The 20725-nt window shown below is 69.5% G+C and carries 15 protein-coding genes; 5 read left to right on the top strand and 10 right to left on the bottom strand.

Annotated features, from left to right (window positions below; all coding sequences use genetic code 11):
* Positions 1-175 precede the first annotated feature (175 nt).
* Both OHA10_RS33760 and OHA10_RS33755 read left to right on the top strand, forming a co-directional pair.
* The gene (locus OHA10_RS33760) at positions 176-640 is read left to right on the top strand and encodes a hypothetical protein (RefSeq protein WP_371402825.1); all 465 of its coding nucleotides are present in this window, start codon (positions 176-178) and stop codon (positions 638-640) included.
* A gap of 5 nt (positions 641-645) precedes the next feature.
* Positions 646-1431 (top strand): alpha/beta fold hydrolase, encoded by a 786-nt coding sequence (locus OHA10_RS33755; RefSeq protein ID WP_371402824.1) that lies wholly within the window; start codon positions 646-648, stop codon positions 1429-1431.
* A 117-nt stretch (positions 1432-1548) separates the two neighbouring features.
* On the opposite strand, the gene OHA10_RS33750 is transcribed toward OHA10_RS33755, so the two are convergent.
* Complete coding sequence (locus tag OHA10_RS33750) at positions 1549-4272, bottom strand: AAA family ATPase (protein WP_371402823.1); 2724 nt, start codon at positions 4270-4272, stop codon at positions 1549-1551.
* A gap of 40 nt (positions 4273-4312) precedes the next feature.
* The gene (locus OHA10_RS33745) at positions 4313-5119 is read right to left on the bottom strand and encodes a universal stress protein (RefSeq protein WP_371402822.1); all 807 of its coding nucleotides are present in this window, start codon (positions 5117-5119) and stop codon (positions 4313-4315) included.
* Between the two features lie 143 nt (positions 5120-5262).
* Between OHA10_RS33745 and OHA10_RS33740 the strand changes: the two genes are divergently transcribed.
* Positions 5263-6096, top strand: a complete 834-nt coding sequence (locus OHA10_RS33740; protein ID WP_371402821.1) for an alpha/beta fold hydrolase — start codon at positions 5263-5265, stop codon at positions 6094-6096.
* 52 nt (positions 6097-6148) lie between these two features.
* On the opposite strand, the gene OHA10_RS33735 is transcribed toward OHA10_RS33740, so the two are convergent.
* From OHA10_RS33735 to OHA10_RS33725, 3 genes are all read right to left on the bottom strand, one after another.
* Complete coding sequence (locus OHA10_RS33735) at positions 6149-6520, bottom strand: glyoxalase superfamily protein (protein ID WP_371402820.1); 372 nt, start codon at positions 6518-6520, stop codon at positions 6149-6151.
* A gap of 54 nt (positions 6521-6574) precedes the next feature.
* The gene (gene poxB, locus OHA10_RS33730; RefSeq protein ID WP_371402819.1) at positions 6575-8311 is read right to left on the bottom strand and encodes a ubiquinone-dependent pyruvate dehydrogenase; all 1737 of its coding nucleotides are present in this window, start codon (positions 8309-8311) and stop codon (positions 6575-6577) included.
* A gap of 148 nt (positions 8312-8459) precedes the next feature.
* A complete protein-coding gene (locus OHA10_RS33725) occupies positions 8460-11183 on the bottom strand; it encodes a family 20 glycosylhydrolase (RefSeq protein WP_371402818.1) in 2724 nt (907 codons plus the stop codon).
* Positions 11184-11453: 270 nt separating this feature from the next.
* Between OHA10_RS33725 and OHA10_RS33720 the strand changes: the two genes are divergently transcribed.
* A complete protein-coding gene (locus OHA10_RS33720; RefSeq protein ID WP_371402817.1) occupies positions 11454-14222 on the top strand; it encodes an AAA family ATPase in 2769 nt (922 codons plus the stop codon).
* On the opposite strand, the gene OHA10_RS33715 is transcribed toward OHA10_RS33720, so the two are convergent.
* From OHA10_RS33715 to OHA10_RS33705, 3 genes are read right to left on the bottom strand one after another with little or no spacing between them, the layout of a single operon-like run.
* Positions 14219-14989 (bottom strand): isocitrate lyase/phosphoenolpyruvate mutase family protein, encoded by a 771-nt coding sequence (locus OHA10_RS33715; RefSeq protein WP_371402816.1) that lies wholly within the window; start codon positions 14987-14989, stop codon positions 14219-14221. The two genes, OHA10_RS33720 and OHA10_RS33715, sit on opposite strands and share 4 nt — an antisense overlap.
* A gap of 55 nt (positions 14990-15044) precedes the next feature.
* Positions 15045-15953, bottom strand: coding sequence for a pseudouridine-5'-phosphate glycosidase (locus OHA10_RS33710; RefSeq protein WP_371402815.1), 909 nt, complete (start codon positions 15951-15953; stop codon positions 15045-15047).
* A complete protein-coding gene (locus tag OHA10_RS33705) occupies positions 15946-16845 on the bottom strand; it encodes a carbohydrate kinase family protein (protein ID WP_371402814.1) in 900 nt (299 codons plus the stop codon). Before OHA10_RS33705 ends, OHA10_RS33710 begins: the two co-directional genes overlap by 8 nt.
* A gap of 113 nt (positions 16846-16958) precedes the next feature.
* On the opposite strand from OHA10_RS33705, the gene OHA10_RS33700 reads away from it, so the two are divergent.
* Positions 16959-17969: a hypothetical protein gene (locus tag OHA10_RS33700; RefSeq protein ID WP_371402813.1), complete on the top strand. Its 1011-nt coding sequence runs from the start codon at positions 16959-16961 to the stop codon at positions 17967-17969.
* Positions 17970-17974: 5 nt separating this feature from the next.
* Here the strand turns inward: OHA10_RS33700 and OHA10_RS33695 are convergent, their stop codons facing one another.
* Positions 17975-18364, bottom strand: coding sequence for a hypothetical protein (locus tag OHA10_RS33695; RefSeq protein ID WP_371402812.1), 390 nt, complete (start codon positions 18362-18364; stop codon positions 17975-17977).
* A complete protein-coding gene (locus OHA10_RS33690; RefSeq protein WP_371402811.1) occupies positions 18364-20649 on the bottom strand; it encodes a CehA/McbA family metallohydrolase in 2286 nt (761 codons plus the stop codon). Before OHA10_RS33690 ends, OHA10_RS33695 begins: the two co-directional genes overlap by 1 nt.
* Positions 20650-20725 lie beyond the last annotated feature (76 nt).

The following is a 20725-nucleotide window of genomic DNA, read 5'->3' as shown; positions in this document are numbered from 1 at the left end:
CGACGATCGCCCTCCTGCCGCCTCCATCGCGTCCGTCGCAATCCCTGGCCCTCTGACGTGCCCCGGCACACGCGGCAGCTGCACGCGGACGGACCCGTGATTTCCCCTGGCGTGACGGGTCCGCGACCGCCGAACAGTAGAGGCATCGGATCCCGATCAAAGGAACGGAACTGAGATGACCACGATCCACTTCACCGAGACCACCACCTCGACGCCTGAGCAGTTCGTCGCCGCGCTCACCGACTTCGGTCCGGGCCGCGCGGAGATCTTCGCCAACAGCCACGACGACTACCTGAAGGTGCACGACCAAGGCCCCGGGTACGCCGATGTGACCGAGGGCTCCGGCGGTGTCTGGGAGCGCCTGCACTACGACTGGTCCGACCTGAACCACGTCGTGCTGACGACCACCGACTCCAACACCTGGGGCGGCGCGTCCGGCCACACCTACACCTTCACCCGCCGGGCCGACGGCGCGACTGTCATCGACGTCGTGATCGTCCGCCAAGGCAAGAACCTCAGGGGCCACCTGCTGGCCACCCTGTTCGCGCTCGGCGGCAAGAACGTCCTGCGCAAGGCCTTCGACAACACGGTCAAGGCCATCGAGAACCGCAACCTCAACACCACAGTGACGGAGGCATGACCATCATGAAGAAGCTCAGGAACCTGTTCCTCGCAGTCCTCGGAGGAACCCTGCTGTTCGCCGGCGCGACCACCGCACAAGCCACCAGCTCGACCTCGCAGGTGAAGCCGACCATCGTCCTGCTGCACGGCGCGTACGCCGACGGGTCCAGCTGGTCCCAGGTGATCAGCCGGCTCCAGGGCGACGGCTACAACGTCGTCGCTCCCGCCGTCCCGCTGCGGGGGATCGCATCCGACACGTCGTACCTGAGTGGGGTGCTGGCGGGCATCTCCGGCCCGAAGGTGCTCGTCGGGCACTCCTACAGCGGCGCTCTGGTCAGCGAGCTGGCCGACACCCCGGACGTGAAGTCGCTCGTCTACGTGGCGGCGTTCATCCCCGAGGCCGGCGAGACGCTGGGTGCGCTCAACTCGCAGTTCCCCGGTAGCGAGCTGGGTCCGGACACGACCTACACGATCAGCTACCCGGGCGGCGTCGACATCGCGCTCAATCCGAAGACGGCCGGCCCGGTGCTGGCGGCCGACATCCCCGCTCGCGTCGGTGCCGTGGCGATCGCCGCGCAGCGCCCGGTCGCGGCCGCCGCGTTCGGCGAGCCGGTAGCCAAGACAGCGCCCGCCGCGCTGCCGAAGTACGCGGTCGTCCCGACCGGTGACCACGCCATCGCGCCGGCCGCGGAACGCTTCATGGCCAAGCGCGCCGGAGCCTCGATCACCGAGATCGACGGCGCCTCCCACCTGGTCCTGATCTCGCAGCCCGCGGCAGTGACCAAGGTGATCGAGCGGGCCGCCCGCTGATCCATCACCGCACGAACCCCGGCCGGAGCAATCACGCTCCGGCCGGTTCGTCGTTCCGGACTGTCAGTAGCCGGCGGTTGCCGTCCGGATTGCTGTCCACGTGGCCCAGGGTGTGCGTCAGCGCGCCAGCGCACTACGAAGCTGTCGGCGGGATGTGATGCCGAGCTTCGAGAACGTCTTGCGCAGATGCCACTCGACCGTTCGCGGGCTGATGAACAGCTGGGCCGCGATCTCAGGGTTGGTCATCCCGTCGCGGGCCAGCCCGGCGATCTGCGCCTCCTGCGCGGTCAGGTCGTTGAGGGTTTCCGGCCGGCGCTTGCGGACCGTCTCGCCGGTGGCAAGCAGCTCGTGCCGGGCTCGCTCCGCGAAGGTTTCGAGGCCCATCTGGTCCATCTGCTCGTGGGCGATCCGGAGCTGTTCGCGGGCATCGACCCGACGGCCTTCGCGCCGCAGCCATTCGCCGTACTGGAGGTGGGAGCGGGAGAGTTCGATGCGCAGCTTCGTCCGGCCGAGGTGCTCGATCGACTCGACGTACCCGCTCTCGTCCGAGGTGAGCAGGGCCCGGACCCGCGCCTCGATGCCGAGTCCCCAGTCCGTCGGGGTGGCGGTCGTCCGCTCGGTCAGCCAGGCGAGAGCGGTCTCGACGAGCTTGGTGTCGCCCGTCCTGGACGCGGCCTCGGCGAGCTCACTGACGACGAGTACGTCGTACCCGAGGACGTCCTGCTCGAATACCTGCAGGGCTGCGTCCCGGGCGACGTCGTAGCGGCCGAGACTGTTGTGCAGTACGGCGTTCGTGAACGTCGCGAACGCCGCGATCCTGCCTTGACCCTGGTCGGTCGCCTTCTGGATGGCGGTGTCGATGAGCTTGCGGGCCGTGGTCTCGTTGCCGCGGTAGGCCTCGAGGAACAGCCGGCCGGTGCCGACGCTGGGGTTGCCGGTCGCTGCGGCGATCCCGGCGTCCTCCTCGACGAGGCGGGACACGGTCTCCAGATCACCGGTCGCGCAGAGCATGTTCGCCCGGAAGTTGAGCGCGAACTGCAGTTGTACGAGCGCACCGGTCGCGCGGGCGGTCCGCTCCTGCCGGGTGGCGAGCTCGAGCGCCGCCTCGTAGTCCCAGACCTCGACCGCCACGATGCCGACGCCGCGGTTGCCGGTGAGCCAGAACCAGTCGCCGACGTCCTCGGCGCCGACGTCGGCCGCGCGCGCCCGATCGAGCGCCGCGACCAGGTGCGGCGCTGCGGCTGTGTAGCCGCGGGTGTAGCGCAGCGCGAGGGCCTCGAGCAGAACGTCGACCGGCGACTCGGAGGAGTCAGGCACGGGCGGCGTCTCGGCCGCTGCGTAGGCGACGATGCCCGGCGCGTTCGGGCCGCTCGCCCAGATGGCGGCCGACATCGCTTCCAGGTAGGCGACCCGGGCGCGCTCGGGATCGAGCGGCTCGAGCTGCTTGGCTGCGTCGAGCAGCCCGCTGGCCGCTTCGCGAGCGCGACCTTGGTCGAATGCGATCTCACCGCGCAGATGTTCGGCCTCGGCCGTCCGGAGCGGATCCGGGGGACCGGCGGTCACCGCGCGGAGCAGCTCCAGGGCCGAGTCGAGCGCACCGGAGCTGCGCTTCGCCACCGCCGCGGCCAGCGTCCGTTGGGCTCTGCGGCTCGGGTCCGGCGTCAGCTCGGCGGACCGTTGGAGGAACGCGGCGGCCGAGTAGAAACCGCCGCGACCCTGGGCCCGGTTCGCGGAGCGTTCGAGCTCGGCCGCGACATCCTCGTCGGGCCTGACGGTCGCCTGGGCGCGGTGCCAGGCGCGGCGGTCCGGGTCGATGTCGGGATCGGTGACATCGGCAAGGGCCTGGTGCACAGCCTGCCGGTCCTGGGCCGTCGCCGTCCGGTACGCCGCCGAGCGGACCAGCGGATGCCGGAAGGCGATGTGCTGCCCGAACGTGATCAGTCCGGCCTCGATCGCCGCCGCGGCCGGGTCGGCGCCCAGCCCGAGTCGCTCGACCGCCCGCCACAGCAGGGTCGCGTCGCCGAGCGGTTCGGCCGCTGCGACGAGCAGGAGCAGCCGGGTATCCGCGGGCAGTCCTTCAACGCGTCGTACGAAGCTGTCCTCGATCTGGCTCGCGAGCGTCGTACCGCGGAGGCCGTCGGCGAGCTCGGCCGCGGTCCAGGTGCGGGGGAGTTCGAGCAGGGCGAGCGGGTTGCCCCGGGTCTCGGCGACGATCCGGTCCCGGACGCGCGGGTCGACCGGTCCCGGCAGCACCGAATCCAGCAGGGCTCGCGCGTCGGCGTCGTCGAGACCGCGGATCTCGAGTTCGTTGAACCCGGTCAGCTCGTGGTCCACACCGTCGCGAACGGCGAACACCATCACCACCGACTCGGCCTCCAGCCGCCGGGCGACGAACGCGAGGATCCGCGCGGACATCAGGTCGAGCCACTGCGCGTCGTCGACAATGCACAGCACCGGCCGATCGGACGCCGCGTCGGAGAGCAGATTGAGGACGGCGAGGCCGATCAGGAACCGATCCGGCGCCGGTCCCTCCTGCTGACCGAACGCGATCCCCAGCGCCTCGTGCTGTGGCCGCGCGAGCCGCTCCATCCGGTCGAGGAACGGACGGCAGAGCTGGTAGAGGCCCGCATAGGCGAGCTCCATCTCGGACTCGATGCCGACGATGCGCGCGACCATGCAGCTCTTGACGTTCGCGGTCAGGGCGTCGAGTAGCGCGGATTTCCCGGTGCCGGCCTCGCCCCGCAGCACCAGGGCTTCGCTGCGTCCCTGGCGTGCGGCCTCGAGCATCCGGCCCAGCACGGCGAGCTCGTGTTGCCGCCCCCGCAGTTCACGCTCCGCCATTCGGTCAGGTTTTCACCGGCATTGCCCGGAAAGCAAACGGTCAGGGAGCAGTGCTCCCGACCAGCACCACCGGACCGCGGGCGAGCCGCAGGACGTCGTACGTCGACGACTGCCCCGGACCAAGAACCGTGAGCGCGGCGCCTGCCGACTCGGACAGGACCAGGCCGTCCGTCGGGCCCGGTGCGAACTCCCAGCGGACGTCGACGTCGGGGTACGCCATCCGCCAGATGATCACGGCGTCCTCGACCTCGGCCGTGGGCTGGACGACCGTGAGACCGGTGCCGCGACGCCGGGCGGCGCGGAACGCGAAGCCGACGGCATCCGGCGACCCGTCGCCGACGACCACCCGGCCGGCCGACGTGCCGATGGAGCCTTCGGCGGACAACCCGATCACCGCGAGTGAGGCCGTCGTACGGCGGCTGAGCCGGCGGGCCAGCGCCCGTTCGAGGCGACCGCGACCGTGGCCGAGGACAACCAGCGCCCGCTGGGACTCGCGGGCCATGCTGATCAGGGCTTGCAGCTGCCTGCCCGGGAAGGCGGTCGTGCTGATCCGCAGCGACGGCGCGATCCGGCGGGCGCGGTGGATGGCGTTCATCAGGACGGCGTCGACGTCGTCCCGGGCGCGAAGATCCACCGCGGAGTTGGCCAGCGGGTCGAGCAGCTGCGGCGGCCAGCGGAACGCGTACACGAGCTGGAGCTCGGATCCCCGGGCAGCAGCCTCGGCCGCGGCCCAGTCCAGTGCGTCACGGTCGGCGCCGCCGACCAGCACGATCACCGGTCCGTCGTCCGGCCTTGCTTGGGCCGCGCGCACCGCGATGGTCTCTCGCCGCCCGCGGAAGAGCTTCATGGTGACCTCCTTGTCCCTGCCACCACCGTCCCGCCCACGGCCCACGCTCACACCAGTGACAATGACGGGCGTCGTCCCGGGCCGGCACCACCAGTGGGTTGCCCGGGCGCGACCACGCCTGGCCCGCGGCCAGTCTGGAAGGCATGAACACCACCACGATTCCCGAGGTCCGGTTCCGTACTGTCGACGGCGTCCGGATCCGCTATGCCGACAGCGAGGGCTCGCACGAGCCGACGATCCTGCTCACCAGCCCCTGGCCGGAGAGCCTCTACGCATTCGAACGCATCTGGGCGGCCTTGGCGGAGCATGCCCGAGTCGTCGCCGTCGACCTTCCCGGCTTCGGTCAGTCCGAACGTCGTGACGACTTGCTGGCGCCGCGGGCGATGGGCGAATTCCTCGGCCGCCTCGTCGCCGAGTTCGACCTCGGCCGGCCCTACATCGTCGCGCCCGATGTCGGTACTGCGGCGGCGTTGTTCGCGGCCGCGGACCATCCCGACCTGTTCGCCGGCGTGGTTGTCGGCGCCGGTGGCGTTGCTGTTCCGCTCGAGCTCGGCGAGCCGTTGTTGTCGTGGGTGGTCGACCCCGACTTCGACAAGTACCGCCGTGTCGATCCGCACGCGGTGGTCAACGCGGCGATGGAGACGCACGCGGGCGACGTACCGGATCTGATCCGGGCCGACTACCTGACGTCGTACGAGGGCGATCGCTTCGTCGAGTCGATGCGCTACGTACGCCGGTACCCCGAGCAGCTGCCCGAGCTGGCCGAGCTCCTCCCGACCATCACGACTCCGGTCACGATCATCGGCGCCCGCAACGACCGCGTCGTACCGCTTGCCAACGCCGAGTTCCTCGCGCAGCGGATCCCGGACAACCACCTCGCCGTGGTCGACTCCGGGCACTTCGCCTGGGAGGAGGCGCCGGACGAGTACGCGGGAATAATTCAACAGACTGTTGACGGCTGGTCAAGCGCGTCCTAGCAACCGCCCGTCGGTCGTCGCTGCGGCGCCGGAGCGCGGGGTGCTGTGAGGCTCAGTTGCGGTTGGTGATCTGCTGGAGCGCCCAGGAGTTGCCGTCCGGGTCGCTGAAGAAGACGAAACGACCCCACGGGAACTCCTGGACCTCCGACACCTCCACCCCACGTCCGGTCAGCTCCGCGCGGGCCTCGTCCACGTCCGCGACCACGATCTGCAACCCGCGGACGGATCCAGGCTCGGCCTGATCCATCCCACTGCCCAGCGCGATCGAGCACGCCGAACCAGGCGGCGTGAGCTGCACGAACCGCAGTTCGTCCGTCACCTGGTGATCATGGTCGGCCACGAACCCGACCTTCTCGGTGTAGAACGCCTTGGCCCGGTCCACATCCGACACCGGCACCGAAACCAACTCAAGCTTCCAGTCCATGCCCGGCAACCTACCGCCCCGGGCGGCGGAGGTGAGGACGCGAAGCCGGACCTCTTACTCGCGTTGGAGCTGGCGGAGGTTGGTCTTGGCGAGTTCGACGAGTTCGCCGGCGTTGCCGGACAAGATCGTTCTGGTCGCGAAGAGGGTGAATCCCTTGGCCTGCTCGAGAGTGATCTTCGGGGGCAGGGAGAGTTCTTCCCGGGCCGTGAGGACGTCGACGAGGGCCGGGCCGTCGTGCTCGAACGCGGCGCGCAGGGCCGGTTCGAGTTGGTCGGCGGTCTCGACGCGGGCGCCGTACAGTCCGGTGGCTTTCGCGATGCCGGCGAAGTCCGGGTCGTCGAGGTCGGTCGCGTACGTGACGATGCCGGCCGCCTTCATCTCGAGCTCGACGAACGACAGCGCGCCGTTGTTGAAGACCACGACCTTCACCGGGAGCCGTTGCTGACGCAGGGTCAGCAGTTCGCCGAGGAGCATCGCCAGCCCGCCGTCACCGGACAGACTGATCACCTGACGGTCCGGGTACGCCGCCTGTGCGCCGATCGCGTGGGGGAGCGCGTTGGCCATCGAGCCGTGGTTGAAGGAGCCGATCAGCCGGCGCCGGCCATTCATCTTCACGTAGCGTGCCGCCCAGATGCACGGCGTACCGACGTCCGCCGTGAACACCGCGTCCTCCGACGCCAGCCGGTTGACGGTCGCGGCGACGTACTGCGGATGCAGCGGCGACTCCTTGCGGCCCTGCTCGGCGAGCGCGTCCATCCGGCTCCGTGCGCGACGGTGATGAGCCGTCATCCGGTCGAGGTGATCCGAATCGGTCTTCGACTTGATCAGCGGCAGCAACGCGTCGATCGTGGCGTCGACGGTCCCGACGAGGGCAACGTCCACGGGCACCCGGCGGCCGATGTTCTCGCCGCGGACGTCGACCTGCACGACCGGCACGTCCTCGGGGTAGAACGGCCGGTACGGGAAGTCGGTGCCGAGCATCAGCAGCGCGTCGCAGTGTTCCATCGCCCGGTAGCCCGAGCTCCAACCGATCAGCCCGGTCATGCCGACGTCGTACGGATTGTCGTACTCGACGAACTCTTTGCCGCGGAAGGCATGCACGACCGGCGCCTTCAGTGCCTCCGCGAGCGCGATCAGCTGGTCGTGCGCGCCGGCACAGCCCGCGCCGGCGAGGATGGTCACGGCCTTCGCGCCGTTCAGTACGTCGGCGGCCGCGGCGAGCGGCTCGTCCGCCGGCCGGATGACCGACTGCGACGCCCGGATCTCGAGCGCCTTGGCACCACGCTCGGCCTGGGCCAGGAAGATCTCACCCGGTACGACGACGACCGCCACACCACGCCGTTCGAGCGCGGCGCGCATGGCCATCGCCAGGGTCCGCGGCAGTTGTTCCGGGACGCTGACAAGTTCGGAGTACACACTGCACTGCCGGAACAGCTCCTCCGGACGGGTCTCCTGGAAGTAGCTCCCGCCGATCTCCTCGCGTGGGATCTGCGCGGCGATGGCAAGCACGGGCACGCCGCTGCGATTCGCGTCGAACAGCCCGTTGATCAGATGCAGGTTGCCCGGTCCGCAACTGCCGACACAAACGGCCAGCTCGCCCGTCACCGCCGCCTCACCGGCCGCCGCGAACGCCGCCGCCTCCTCATGGCGCACGTGCTGCCAGGCAACCTCACCGTTCCGCCGCAGGGCATCGGTGAAGCCGTTCAGCGAATCCCCGGGAACCCCGAAGACCCGCCGCACCCCGGACTTCCCCAATGTCGCCACCACGACATCCGCAACCGACTCTGCCACAGCACGCCTCCTCAGTCCGCTTGGAAACAACTTAGGAGAGAGGTCGCCCCGACACGACCCCGGCATGCCACAGAAGTGGATCGACTCGTGCGAGCGGGACCGGGCCACCAGCCTCTCGGCCGGTGGCCCGGTCCCGCTCAACGAACTGTCAGAGCTTGGCGCACTGGCCCGACTTCGGGCCGGAGACCGAGTTTGGCAGGCCTGCGTCGGTCGGTGCGGGGTTGTTGCCGCTGCAGGCGAGCGGGCCGCTGATCCGGTTGCCGGAGACGATGGTCGAGCCGGTGTTGTTCTGTAGAGCGACCGGGCCCTTGATCGTCGACGGTGCGCATTCGCCGGCGGGGTTGCCGAGCCAGACGCGGGTCCGGCCGGTCACGCTCACCGGGCCGGACACCGTCGTACCGCAGATGAGGACGTTGCCTGCGCCGGAGGCAGTCACCGGGCCGCGGAACTCTGATCCGGTGGCGTACAGGCCGGCGCCTGCGGCAACGGTCACCGGGCCGGAGACCGTTGCGCCGTCGAAGCACGCGACGCCCGAGGTGACGCTGAGTGGGCCACTGTGCGTGCCGCTCAGCATCGTCGTACAGGCCGGAGCACCGGTCGCCACGAACGGCACGACCCAGGTCTGGGACTGGCGGGTGTAGGTGACAGTGCCGTGATAGGTCCCGTCGGCGGGGTAGGTGTGGCTCCCGCTGACGGTCATCAGGCTTCGGCCCTGACGTTGACTTGCCACGTAGTCGCGACCCGCGACGGCAGCGCTCTCGGCGGCGGAGCCGTCACCCCAGTCGATCGATGCGGTGACCTCACCCGGCGGGATCGAGCCGGCAGCCAGGCGTCCCAGCGGGGCGTTGGTGACGGTCCGGTCGACGCCGAAGCGTGTGACCGTGCCCATCGACTCCGGCGTCCAGTTGACCTGGGCGATCGAGCCGTAGTTCACGTTCGCGAACGCCCAGCGCGGCCCGGCGACGCTGAGTCGCTGCACGTACGAGTCGTAGTCCTGGGTCAGCACCTTGGGTGACCAGGCCTTCTCGAGGATCCCGGCCAGCCGCGGGAAGACCATGTACTCGTTGGTGGCCAGCCCGCGCATCTGCTCGCCCCAGATGGGCGCCTCGATGCCGATGATGTCCTCGGCCTTGGGCCCGCCGTACGCCGGTTGCGCCCAGACGGACCGGTACTTCTCGTAGACCCACTCCGGGTCCCATCCGTACGCCTTGTCGAGCTCGGTGCGCGGCGTGCGGCCGGGGGAACCGTCGTACCCGAAGTCGAGGTACGCGTTCCACTCCGGGGTCGTGATGACCGGGCGGTGCTGGTTGAACCACTCGGGCTTGATCAGCGGCGGACCGCCGCCGGTGTAGTCCGACCAGTAGTGGTTGATCGACGTCGAGCCCGGCGCGTAGCCCTCGAGGGCCGGGTTCCAGCCCATCATCTGCTTGCCGTTGGCGTTGACGATCTTCTCCATCTGGCCGATCCACCACTTGTAGTCCTCGTGGGGCATGCCGATGGCTTCGTCGCCGCCGATGTGGATGATCGGTGCGGGGGAGATGGCGGCGAGCTGGGCGATCGCGTCCCGCCAGAAGGCGAGGGCGCGTTCGCTCGCCGGGTCGTTCGGGTTCGTGCAGAACCGGTCGGTCTGCGTCTGGCCCTGGCAGCCCATCACCGCGACGCCGCCGAGGGACCGGACCGCGGCCGTGGCGTGGGCCGGGCCTTCCAGTTCCGGGACGATCTCGATGAAGCGGTCGGCGGCGTACTTCACCAGGCCCTTGAAGTCCTCCTGGGTGTAGAAGCCGGCGATACAGGCCGCTCCGTTGCAGCCGGTGCCGTCCAGGGCGGGGTAGCCCTTGATCTCGAGGCGCCAGGACTGGGAGTCGCTCAGGTGCAGGTGCAGCTTGTCCCCCTTGAGCGCGGCCAGCTGGTCGATCATCGAGCGGATCTCGGCGACGGTCATGAAGTTGCGCGCCGGGTCCAGCTGCAGGCCACGGTGCTCGTACCGCGGGTAGTCCAGCACCGTGATCGGCTGGACCGTCCACGGCCCGGTGCCCTCGGTCTGGGCGTTGATTGCCGCTGGCAACAGCTGCCGCAGGCTGGCGAACCCGTTGAACAGGCCGTGCGGCTGGGGTGCGACGATCTTCGCGCCGCCGCTGGAGACCGTGAGCGAGTACCCCTCGGCGGTCTTGTCGGCCGGCAGTCCGGCGACCGGGCCGGTGCTGAGCGCGATGTCAGCGGCGGCCGGCGAACCGGTCACGACCGGGAGTACGAACCCGGTGGCCGGGCGCAGGTAGCCGGCGAGCACCTCGGCCGTCGCGGTGAGCGCGCTGCTCGACACGACGATCCGGGACGTGTTCGTGAGCTGCCACGGCTGACCGGTGCCCGGAGTCTGCTTCACCGGCACGGGGATGATCTGTCCCACGGTCGGCGGCGGCTTCGGACCGGACCAGATCTCGAACTCGTTGATGGTGTACCCGACGGTCGAGGTCGTGGCGAGCGCCTGCATCCGGACGCACGTGACCGGGTCCTGGTGATCGATCACCTGGGAATCCTTGTCGGCCGGATTCACCACGTGGGCCACCGTCGTCCACGTCTGGCAATCGGCGTCGGTGGACACCTGCAGCTCGTACTCCGACGGCTTGGCCGGCGAGGTCCACCGGGTGAACACCTCGTACACCGGCGACGGCGTAGCCAGCTTGACCTGGAACCAGTCCTGCGTCGGGTCGTACCCGTTCCCGACCGACGCGTAGTTCGAGGTCCAGCCGTTGTGGACGAACACGTCGGTCGCGTTGGCCGGCGCGTACGTCAGCGCCGGCGCGGTCGTGCGTTGGGACTTTGCCGAGGCGACAGCACCCGGCAGCAGCGAGAGGTTGACGCTTTCAGCTGACACAGAGGACCCAGCGGTTGTGGCGGGCGTGCCGGCAGAAACCTGTGGGACCAGGACTGCGGCGACAAGCCCACCGATGGCAAGAGCGGGAACAGCACGGAACGAAAATCTCACGTCACTCCTAACCGGGGCAGCGGCATCACGCGGACGTGGAGGGCGACCGTACGGTGATTTTCCGCCTCACCCACCGTGCGCGCAAGAAACTAACGGAGGGAACTTTTCGAACTTGTCAGCGTTGGCAGCGGCGGGTGGGCGGCTGTAGCGTCCAAGGTCATGTCGACTGATAATCCGCGGTACGGGTTGCGGGGTCGGCAGGACGAGTGTTTGGTGCTGGACCGGCTGGTCGAGACAGTGCGGTCGGGGCAGAGCCAGGTGCTTGTGGTGCGGGGGGATCCGGGGGCGGGGAAGTCGGCGTTGCTGGGGTATATCCGGCACGGCGCGAGCGGTTGCCGGGTGGCGCATGCGGTCGGGGTCGAGTACGAGATGGAGCTCGCCTACGCGGGGCTGCATCAGTTGTGTGCGCCGATGCTTTCGTTGCGGGAGCGGCTGCCGGAGCCGCAGCGGCTCGCGCTGGAGACGGCGTTCGGGCTTCGGGCGGAGACGCCTCCGGACCGGTTCGCCGTCGGTCTCGCAGTACTCGGGCTGTTGTCCGAGGCCGCGGAGGAGCAGCCGCTGATCTGCGTCGTCGACGACGCGCAGTGGCTGGACGAGGCGTCGGCGCTGACGATCGCGTTCGTTGCGCGCCGGCTGTTGGCGGAGTCGGTCGGGCTGGTGTTCGCCGTACGGCGATCCAGTGAGATGCGCGAACTGGCGGGGCTACCGCAGGTGATCCTCAGCGGGCTCAAGGACAAGGATGCCCGTGGGCTTCTCGATGCGGCGTGGCCCGGGCGACTCGACGACCAGGTGCGGGATCGGGTCATCGCCGAGTCGCACGGCAATCCGCTGGCGCTGCTGGAGCTCCCGCGGGGATTGAGCCCGGCCGAACTCGCCGGCGGGTTCGAGCTTCCGAACGCGTCGCCGCTGACGAATCAGCTCGAACGGAACTTCCTCCGTCAGGTGGAGGCACTCCCGGAGGAGACCCGACTGTTCCTGCTGACGGCAGCAGCCGAGCCGGTAGGTGATGTCGCATTGTTGTGGCGGGCGGTAGGACTGCTCGGGCTGCGGATCGGGGCCGGTGTGCCCGCCCAGGAGGCGGGACTGATCGAACTCGGTGCCTACGTCCGCTTCCGGCATCCGTTGGTGCGCTCGGCGGTCTACCGGACGGCGCCCACAGGCGACCGGCTGAAAGTGCATGCGGCGCTGGCCGAGGCCACCGATGCCGAAGGCGACGCCGATCGACGCGCCTGGCATCGCGGCCACGCCGCCGCCGGCCTCGACGAATCGGTCGCCGACGAGTTGGAGCGCTCCGCCGGACGTGCCCGGGCTCGCGGCGGGATCGCTGCTGCCGCCGCATTCTTGCAGCGAGCGGCGGAGCTGACCCCGGATCCGGGCGGTCGTGGCCGGCGGGCGCTGGCTGCGGCCGAGGCCCAGGTCGGATCGGGCGCTCTGGAAGGCGCACAGCGGCTGCTCGCGATGGCGGAAGCGGCCCCGCTGGACGGACTCGGTCGGGCCCAGCTCGCTCGGTTGCGGGCTCAGATCGTCTTCGCGGTCAGCCGCGGTGTCGAGGCGCCGCCGGTGTTGCTCGACGCGGCCGAGCAGCTCGCGCCGTACGACGCCGTCGCGGCGCGCGAGACGTACCTCGACGCGCTCGGAGCCACGGTCTACGTGGGCCGGATCTATCCCGAGATCGGCCCGCGAGAGGTCGCCGCCGCGGTCCGGAAGGCTCCTCCCGGCCAACGCGCGGACCGGCCGGCGGACCTTCTCCTCGACGGTCTGGCGACGCTGTACCTGGACGGCTACGTGGCCGGGATCGAGCCCCTGCAGCGGGCGACGGAAGCGTTCGCGCAGGCGGCCGGAGACGACGAGAACGACGTACTGCGGTGGTTCTGGCTGCCCTGGCTGGTTGCGGGCGAGCTGTGGGACGACACCAAATGGCACGAGCTGTCGACCAAGGCGGTGCGGTTGTGCCGCGAGTCCGGGGCGCTCACCGTTCTGCCGCTCGCGCTGGGGTATCGCGCGTTCGTGCATCTGCATGCCGGCGAGTTCGCCGCAGCATCCACGCTGCTCGCAGAGGGCGACGGGATCAGCGCGGCGACCGGCGGCGCCCCGGTGCGCTATCCGGCGCTGATGCTCGAGGCCTGGCGCGGCGGCGAACCGGACGCGGTCATGGCTACCTTCGTGTCCGAGCTCGCGGGCGTCACCGAGCGGGGTGAGGGACGAGGGATCAGCGGCAAGGGGTACGCGACGGCGCTGCTGAACAACGCCATCGGCCACTACGACGCCGCGTTGGCCGAGGCGCGGGTCGCGTGTGAGTACGCCGACCTCGGCATCTACGGCCTCGCTCTGATCGAGCTGATCGAAGCGGGCAGCCGCTGTGACGCGTACGACGAAGCCGCGGACGCCCTGCGACGCCTGACGGAACGTACGACCGCGGCCGGCACCGACTGGGCGCTCGGCGTCCAGGCCTGGTCACAGGCGATGCTGAGCGACGGCGAGACCGCGGACGCGCTGTACCGCGAGGCCATCGCGCGGCTGGAGCGGACGCGCGTGATCATCTACCTCGCCCGGGTACGTCTCTCGTACGGCGAGTGGCTGCGTCGCGAGTCGCGCCGTGTCGATGCACGCGAGCAGCTGCGTGCGGCGTACGACGTCTTCAGCCGGATCGGGGCGCAGGCGTTCGCCGAGCGCGCCCGCAGAGAACTGTCCGCCTCGGGTGAGACAGCACGCAAACGCGGCGAGGAACCACGGGGTGTGCTCACCCGGCAGGAGTCGCAGATCGCCCGGCTCGCCCGTGAGGGCTTGTCCAACCCGGAGATCGGCGCCGAGCTCTACCTCAGCCGGCACACCGTGGAATGGCACCTGCGGAAGGTGTACGCGAAGCTCGAGATCAGCTCGCGCAACCAGCTCGGGCACGTGCCGATCAGCCGCCTCGAATCAGCCTAGTCCCGCAGCGTGCCGAGTTCGGCCTCGAACCGAGCCATCGCGTCGAGGTGCAGGAACGTCGCCCAGCTCACCCGCGCCACGCCCAACGACGCCAGTTCGGCCGGGGACTGGCCCTGCGCCCACCGGGTGATGTTCACCGGACCCTGGACCTCCGAGACGAAGGCACCCAGTGCGTCCGACTCCCAGGGACCGATGGGATAGACGCAGTCGACGCCTGCGTCGAAGTACGCCTTCGCACGCCCGGTCGCCTCCGGTACGAGCTCGGCGTACGCCTCCGGTCCGGCGCCGGCCAGGAACGGCGCGATGAACACGTCGATCCGGGCATTGATGACCAGCGGATAGTCGCGTGCGGACGCAGCCTCACGAATCGCGATCAGCCACTCTGCGTGGACGCCGGGATCGCGCAGGCCGCCCTCGCGATGGTCGCTGTCCTCCAGATTGCAGCCCGCGGCGCCGACCGTCAGCAGCGCCTCGACGATCTCGGCCGGCTCCATCCGGTAGCCGCCCTCGGCGTCCACCGACACCGGTACGTCGACAGCGCGCACGATCCGCGCTGCCGCGGCGAGCATCTCGTCGCCCGGCGCCCCCTCGTGGTCCTCGTAACCGAGGGACGCGGCAACCCCACCGCTGGTCGTTGCGACAACGGGATACCCGGCCGCGACGACGGCTCGTGCCGTGGCCGCATCCCAAGCGTTCGGAAGGAGCAACGGATCGCCCGGGCGATGGAGTGAGCGCAGTAGCTCACAGTGCTGCTGGAGTTCGGTCATGTCAGCTCGACTCGACGTGTGTGCAGGGACTTCGAGAGTACTGAGGAGCCGGGGATCAGCGCCACAGATCGCCAAGAGCGACGGCGATCCTGGCCGCGACGCGGGCGTTGTTCCGGGCCAGTGCCAGGTTGGCCGGGACGCTCTGTCCGTCGGTCTCCTTCTCGATCCTCGCCAGGACGTACGGCGTGACGGCGGGGCCTGCGATCCCGGCGCGGGCACTCGCGTCCAACGCAGCGGTGAGCACCTCGTCGATGCGTGCCGCCGGGATCTCGTCCTCGACCGGAATCGGAACGGTCAGCAGTACTCCGGTGTCCGGTCGGGACCGGAAGCGGAGTACGTCGCAGACCGTGCGCTCGTCGTCGACCCGATGGGGGATCGGCAAACCACTCGACCGCGTGTAGAAGGCCGGGAACCAGTCGTGTTGCCAACCCAGGACCGGAACGCCGGCAGTCTCGAGGTACTCGAGGGTCCGCGGCAGATCGAGGAACGCCTTGGCGCCCGCGCAGACGGTGATGACCGGGTGCTGTGCGATCGCATCGAGATCGGCCGAGACGTCTCCGCTCAATTCCGAGCCGCGGTGGACACCGCCGATGCCGCCGGTGGCGAACACCGAGATGCCGGCCGCATGAGCCAGGCTCACCGTTGCCGAGACGGTGGTCACGCCGACGTCCCAGCGCTGGGCCTGCGCGACGGCGAGGTCGCGCTCGGCGACCTTGCGAGTGCCCTGGAGTACGCGCTTCTCCTCGTCGGGCAGCAGACCGACATGCGGCCGGCCGTCGAGGATCGCGGTCACGGCCGGTACGGCGCCCTGGTCGCGGACTGCCTGCTTGCAGAGTTCGAGGGCATCGGCGTTCGCCGGGGCGGGTAGCCCGAGATTCGAGAAGATCGTCGACTCGAGCGCGACGACGGCGCGGTCCTCGGCCAGCGCTTGCGCCACCTCGCCGGACACGATGGGCTCAATCACAGACGACTCCGTTCTGGGCAAGGGAAGCACCGGGCGCGTTGAGAACTCGGCCGGCGATGCGATGGCCGGCTTCGACCGCCTCGACGGCATCGGCTCCGGCGAGTACGGCGGAGATGAAGGCCGCGGCGAACGCATCACCGGCGCCGGTCGTGTCCCGCACGTCGCCGACCGGAGGAACCTGGACGGTCGCCGTTGCCCGACCGTCGACGTGCAGTTCGGTGGGCTCGACACCGTTCTTGACCACGACCGTCGTACCTGGACAGGCGAGGTCTCGCAGGTCGCCGGTTTCGGCCTCGATCCCGTTCGCGAAGACGTACGTCGGCCTGAGGGTCCTGATCAGGTCACGAAACGGCGCGGGCCCGAGCGAATCGATGAGTGCGATCGAGGACGCGTCGATGGTGAGGACCGCCTCCTCGGCGTGGGCGAAGTCCGACGCCTGCCGGAGGACGGCCAGCGATGGTCCGGCAAGGGAGTACGCCGACAGGTGGATCGCGTCCGCACCGGACAGCCAGCTGTGGGGTACGTCGGTCAACTGCGCCGCGGCCGCTCGATCCGGGTACATCGTCCGTTCTCCCTGGGCGTCCACGAGGATGACGATCGTTCCGGTCCGCCCCTCCCGCTGGACGCGGGCGTCGACACCGGCTTCGAGCAGATCCTGCACCAGCGCCGTACCGGCCCGGTCGTCCCCGACCCGGCCGATGAATCGGGCCGACGTTCCGAGACTGCTCGCGAAGACGGCGACATTGGCGGCGGCACCGCCGCGCGTTCGGTGGATCCGCGCGGGATTGTCCGTTCCGACGCGGACCGCGGGTGGCGTCCAGACCACGACGTCTTCGACCAGATCACCGATGCACACCAGAGTTCGGTGCTGCGATGCTGATCCGTCACCCACGGCGTTCACCTCCCGTTCGGCCCGGGCGTTCGACCCAAAGCGCTCGGCACAGCGGTGGCATAGTCTTGTCGACTGACGGATCCGCAGCAATCCCATCACGAGGGACACCGCCCATGCTGAGAATTCTTCCGGTACTTCTGGTTGCCACGATGCTGACCGCAACGATCGCGCCCGCGCAGGCGTCGACCTCCGCTGCGTCCGATCCGGCGCGGGCCGAGCTTCGCGGCATCGTCGAGAACGTCGCCGGCGCGACCGGCAAGCGGTACGGCGTGAAGGACGACGCCGGTCATGTCATGGACACGGTCAAGATCATCCAGGACACGACCGGTGGCTACCTGGCCGTCTCGCACCACCTGGCGAGTGATGGTCACTTCCGGGTGAACCTCGCGACCTCGACGGATCTGCTCAACTGGCACTGGGTTCGCGAACTCGCCGGGAGCAACACCGGCCCCGCGTCGCAGCCGACGATCATCCAGGCGTCGAACGGCGGGTTCGTGCTCGCGTGGGAGCAGGAGCAGCCCGGTGGCGGCAACAACCACCTCGCCTTCCGGTACTTCGCCAGTCGCGCGGACCTCCTGGCCGGCAACGTCAGCCGCGCGTACGACGCTCCGCGCCGGCTCTCGTCCTGCGCCGAGGGCACCCCGAACATCTACAGCGTCACGCTCTCACCCGACATCGACCACTCGACGATCGACATCGGCGGCCACTATTGGTGGAACTGCGACCGCGACCGGCAGCAGCGTGGCACGCTTACCAACTTCAACTCGTGGTCCACGTCCGCGCAGCCGAACTTCGACAACGCCCTGCTCTACTGGGGTGTGAACGGCAACATCGGCGACCGCGACAACACCACGTTCCGCGGTTACAGCTTCGGCCTGATCGAGGGGCAGTACACCAAGGGCGACTTCGGCTCGTGGCGCACGTTCGTGTACGACTACCAGACCGGCAATGCCGACCGGACGACGATCCGGACCAACGGCGGCAGTACCGCGTTCGCCAATCCCACGATCACGAACCTGAAAGCGCCGAACGGCCAGCCGGCCCTCGTGGTGACGCTGTTCATCCCCAGCGAAGGCGCGGCGGCCGGCGAGTCCGGTGAACTCATCTACTACAAGACCTACTGAAAGAGCTACTGACTACGCAGCAGCAGATGCAGCGAGCTGTGGTTGGCGAGGCCGCCCAGCGCGCCAAGGGCTCGGAAGTTGAGCGTGACGTCGACAACGGCGGGGGAGTCGAAGCGGATCCGGATCGCGCCCTCCTGGCGTGGTTCGCCGGTGAGGTCGTGGGCCGGCAGGTCCAGCTCGACGCCGGGCACCGGGTCGCTCTCGATGACGAGCTGCCCGGTGACGTAACCGTCGTTGACGATCGTGACGTCGATCGGATGCCAGTGCCCCGGCGCGACGGGCTCGACCCGGGTCGCGGTCCGGGCGACGTTCACCCGGGCCTCGGGGTTGATTGTCACCGAGATCGGGGCCTTGGTGTCGACCGGGCCGCAGCAGCCGGCGGGTTCGCCGTACATCAGTCCACCTCGGATTCGTCGCGACGGGTCAGGTAGGCGGCCTGCGCGGCGTCGTACGCCTCGCGTGCCTCGGCCCGCTCGGTCTCACGGATGAAGCCGGACTTGGCCTTCCACAAGGCGTCGACCGAGTCGTAGAGCCATTGCGCGCTTCGCCGCGACGCGCGGATCGGCTTCCCCGCGAGCTCGACGAAGATCGGCTGGGTGTGCACGCTGCGCAGGATCCGCAACGCCAGCCAGGACGAGCGCTCCAGCGGTACGTCGAACTCGACCACCTGCTCGTTGCCATCAGCAACCAGTTCCCGCGACGCGACCGGCACACCGTTGACGAGCACCTCGACCAGCACGTTGCGGGTCCGCCCGATCCGCGATCGTTCGAGATGCCAGCCGACCGGAGCGCTGTATGCCGGTTGACCCGCCGCCGGCAGTGCGGGCGGTTCCTCGGGCAACCAGGCCGCGAGGGTCGCGCTGACCCGGACCGGTCCTGCGGCGTCCGCCGTCTGCTCGCGGCTGGTGTCGCCGTCGATCGCGAAGTCGTAGACGTGGCTGCGGCCGTCACCGAAGTACGACGCCCTGTCCTTCAATCCGCCGAGCCAGGATTCCAGCGCCTGCGGGCCTTGGGGCGGCTCGGGCAGCTGGACGTACGTGCGCCCGACGCCGGGGCCGTCGTCGTAGATGCAGGGGTAGTCGGTCTCGCCGAGCATCAGCGTGCGGTAGCCGACGTTCAGCAGGTGGTACCAGATGTTCAGCTCCACGGCGGGCGCGAACTCGGCGCCGCACTGGAAGTCGGCGGCACCCAGCGGTACGTCGACGATGATCTCGTTCGAGCCGATCGACTGGAATCCGGGGATCACGTAGTTCGGCAGCTCGTCGGTGCCGACCCCGAGGCCGAGACCGCAGTGCGCGTACCCGACCATCGCGTTCTGGGCGTGACCCCAGCGCATGACCGGCAGGTTGTACGACGGCCAGTCCTCGATGATCTTGGTCCCGGGGTAGTCCTGGTCGGTCAGCCCGAGCAGGATGACGTGACCCGAATGGCTGGACGGAAACCCCGACACCTCGAGGTCGTACCGCAGCAGGCTCTGGCCGTCGTGGTCGGTGTCCTGCGGATCCCAGTTCATCCCCTGGGCCTGCTGCATGGCCGGCCACTCCAGCTCGGCGCGCGGGCTGATCGACAAGCCGCTGAAGAACTGCTTCTGGTGGTAGTAGCACGGCCCCCAGGTGAGCACGCTGCCCATCCACAGGCCCTCGCCACGCACGTGCCGGATCATCGTCTCCGGCATCACGCCCTCGGACGGGACGCTGTAGTGCGAGCACCCGCCGGCGTGGATGTGCGGATCGCCGGAGTAGTACCCGTGGCGCGCCGGATCTGCCCAGCGATCGAGCTCGATCGTGACCGCGTCGTCGTCAGCTGTGAGGCCGACGTCGACGCGCACTTCCCGGTACTCCGGGCCGCGGCGTGCGGAGATCTCGTACTGACCGGCCGGCAGCGTGATGACCTCGCCGGTCGCGCGGTAGACATGTTCGTGGAAGAACATGTCCGGCGCGAGCCGCATCCCCTTCGACGGGTAGGACCGCCGTTGCGAGTCGCGAACGGTGAGCGCCGCTACGCAGCTGCTTCCGTCGGGTTCGCGGATGTCGAACCGGATGTCGCGCGCCGGCAGGCAGTCGAACTCGTACGACGCCTCGTACTGGCGGCTCTCACCGCCCATTCGCCGCCACGCCTTCGCGAGCGGCGGTCTGGTGTAGCTGTGCTCAGCCTCTTCGACGGCCAGGACGAATCCCAGCTCGCCGTTGTGGGTGCCGGCGTCGCGGCTGTACAGGCTGATCACCTTGTACTCGACGTCCACGCCGGACACATCGGTCGGACCGGCCAGCTTCACCTCGAGCCGACTGCGCTCGATCCTGGGGACGATCGTCAACGTGTCCGGCATCGCGATCCGCGCGGCGTGGCTGTGGTAGTCGATGGTGCCGAGAACATGGTTCGACTGGGCGGCGAGATTGCCGACCAGCCGATGCGGGTTCTCGATCCGGACCAGGAAGCTGCGCCAGCCGTGCTGGACCAGCCGCGGTGGCGCGGTGCCCGGCGTACTGTAGGTCAGCCCTTGTTCGTCGATCCGGACGCCGACCAGGACGTACGGGCGAAGCAGGTCCTCGACTGCGGTCGAGGACTGGGAATCGTCAGCCAGCTTGGCCAACTGGGCGGCAACGTCGTCGGGTAGTGGTTCACCGATATCGCGGAGTTTCTCAACAGCTCGAGTCGCAGAAGCGTGCAGCGGTTGGAACACGGGGCCTCCTCGGGTGCACCGGGCCCCCGAGCTTAGCCGTCCGGCGACGGTGGCCCGACCCATTTTCCGGGCCACC

This window comes from Kribbella sp. NBC_00662, assembly GCF_041430295.1.
Taxonomy (GTDB): Bacteria; Actinomycetota; Actinomycetes; order Propionibacteriales; family Kribbellaceae; genus Kribbella.
Note: the sequence above shows the minus strand (reverse complement) of the source record. Positions and strands in the feature narration are given on the sequence as shown.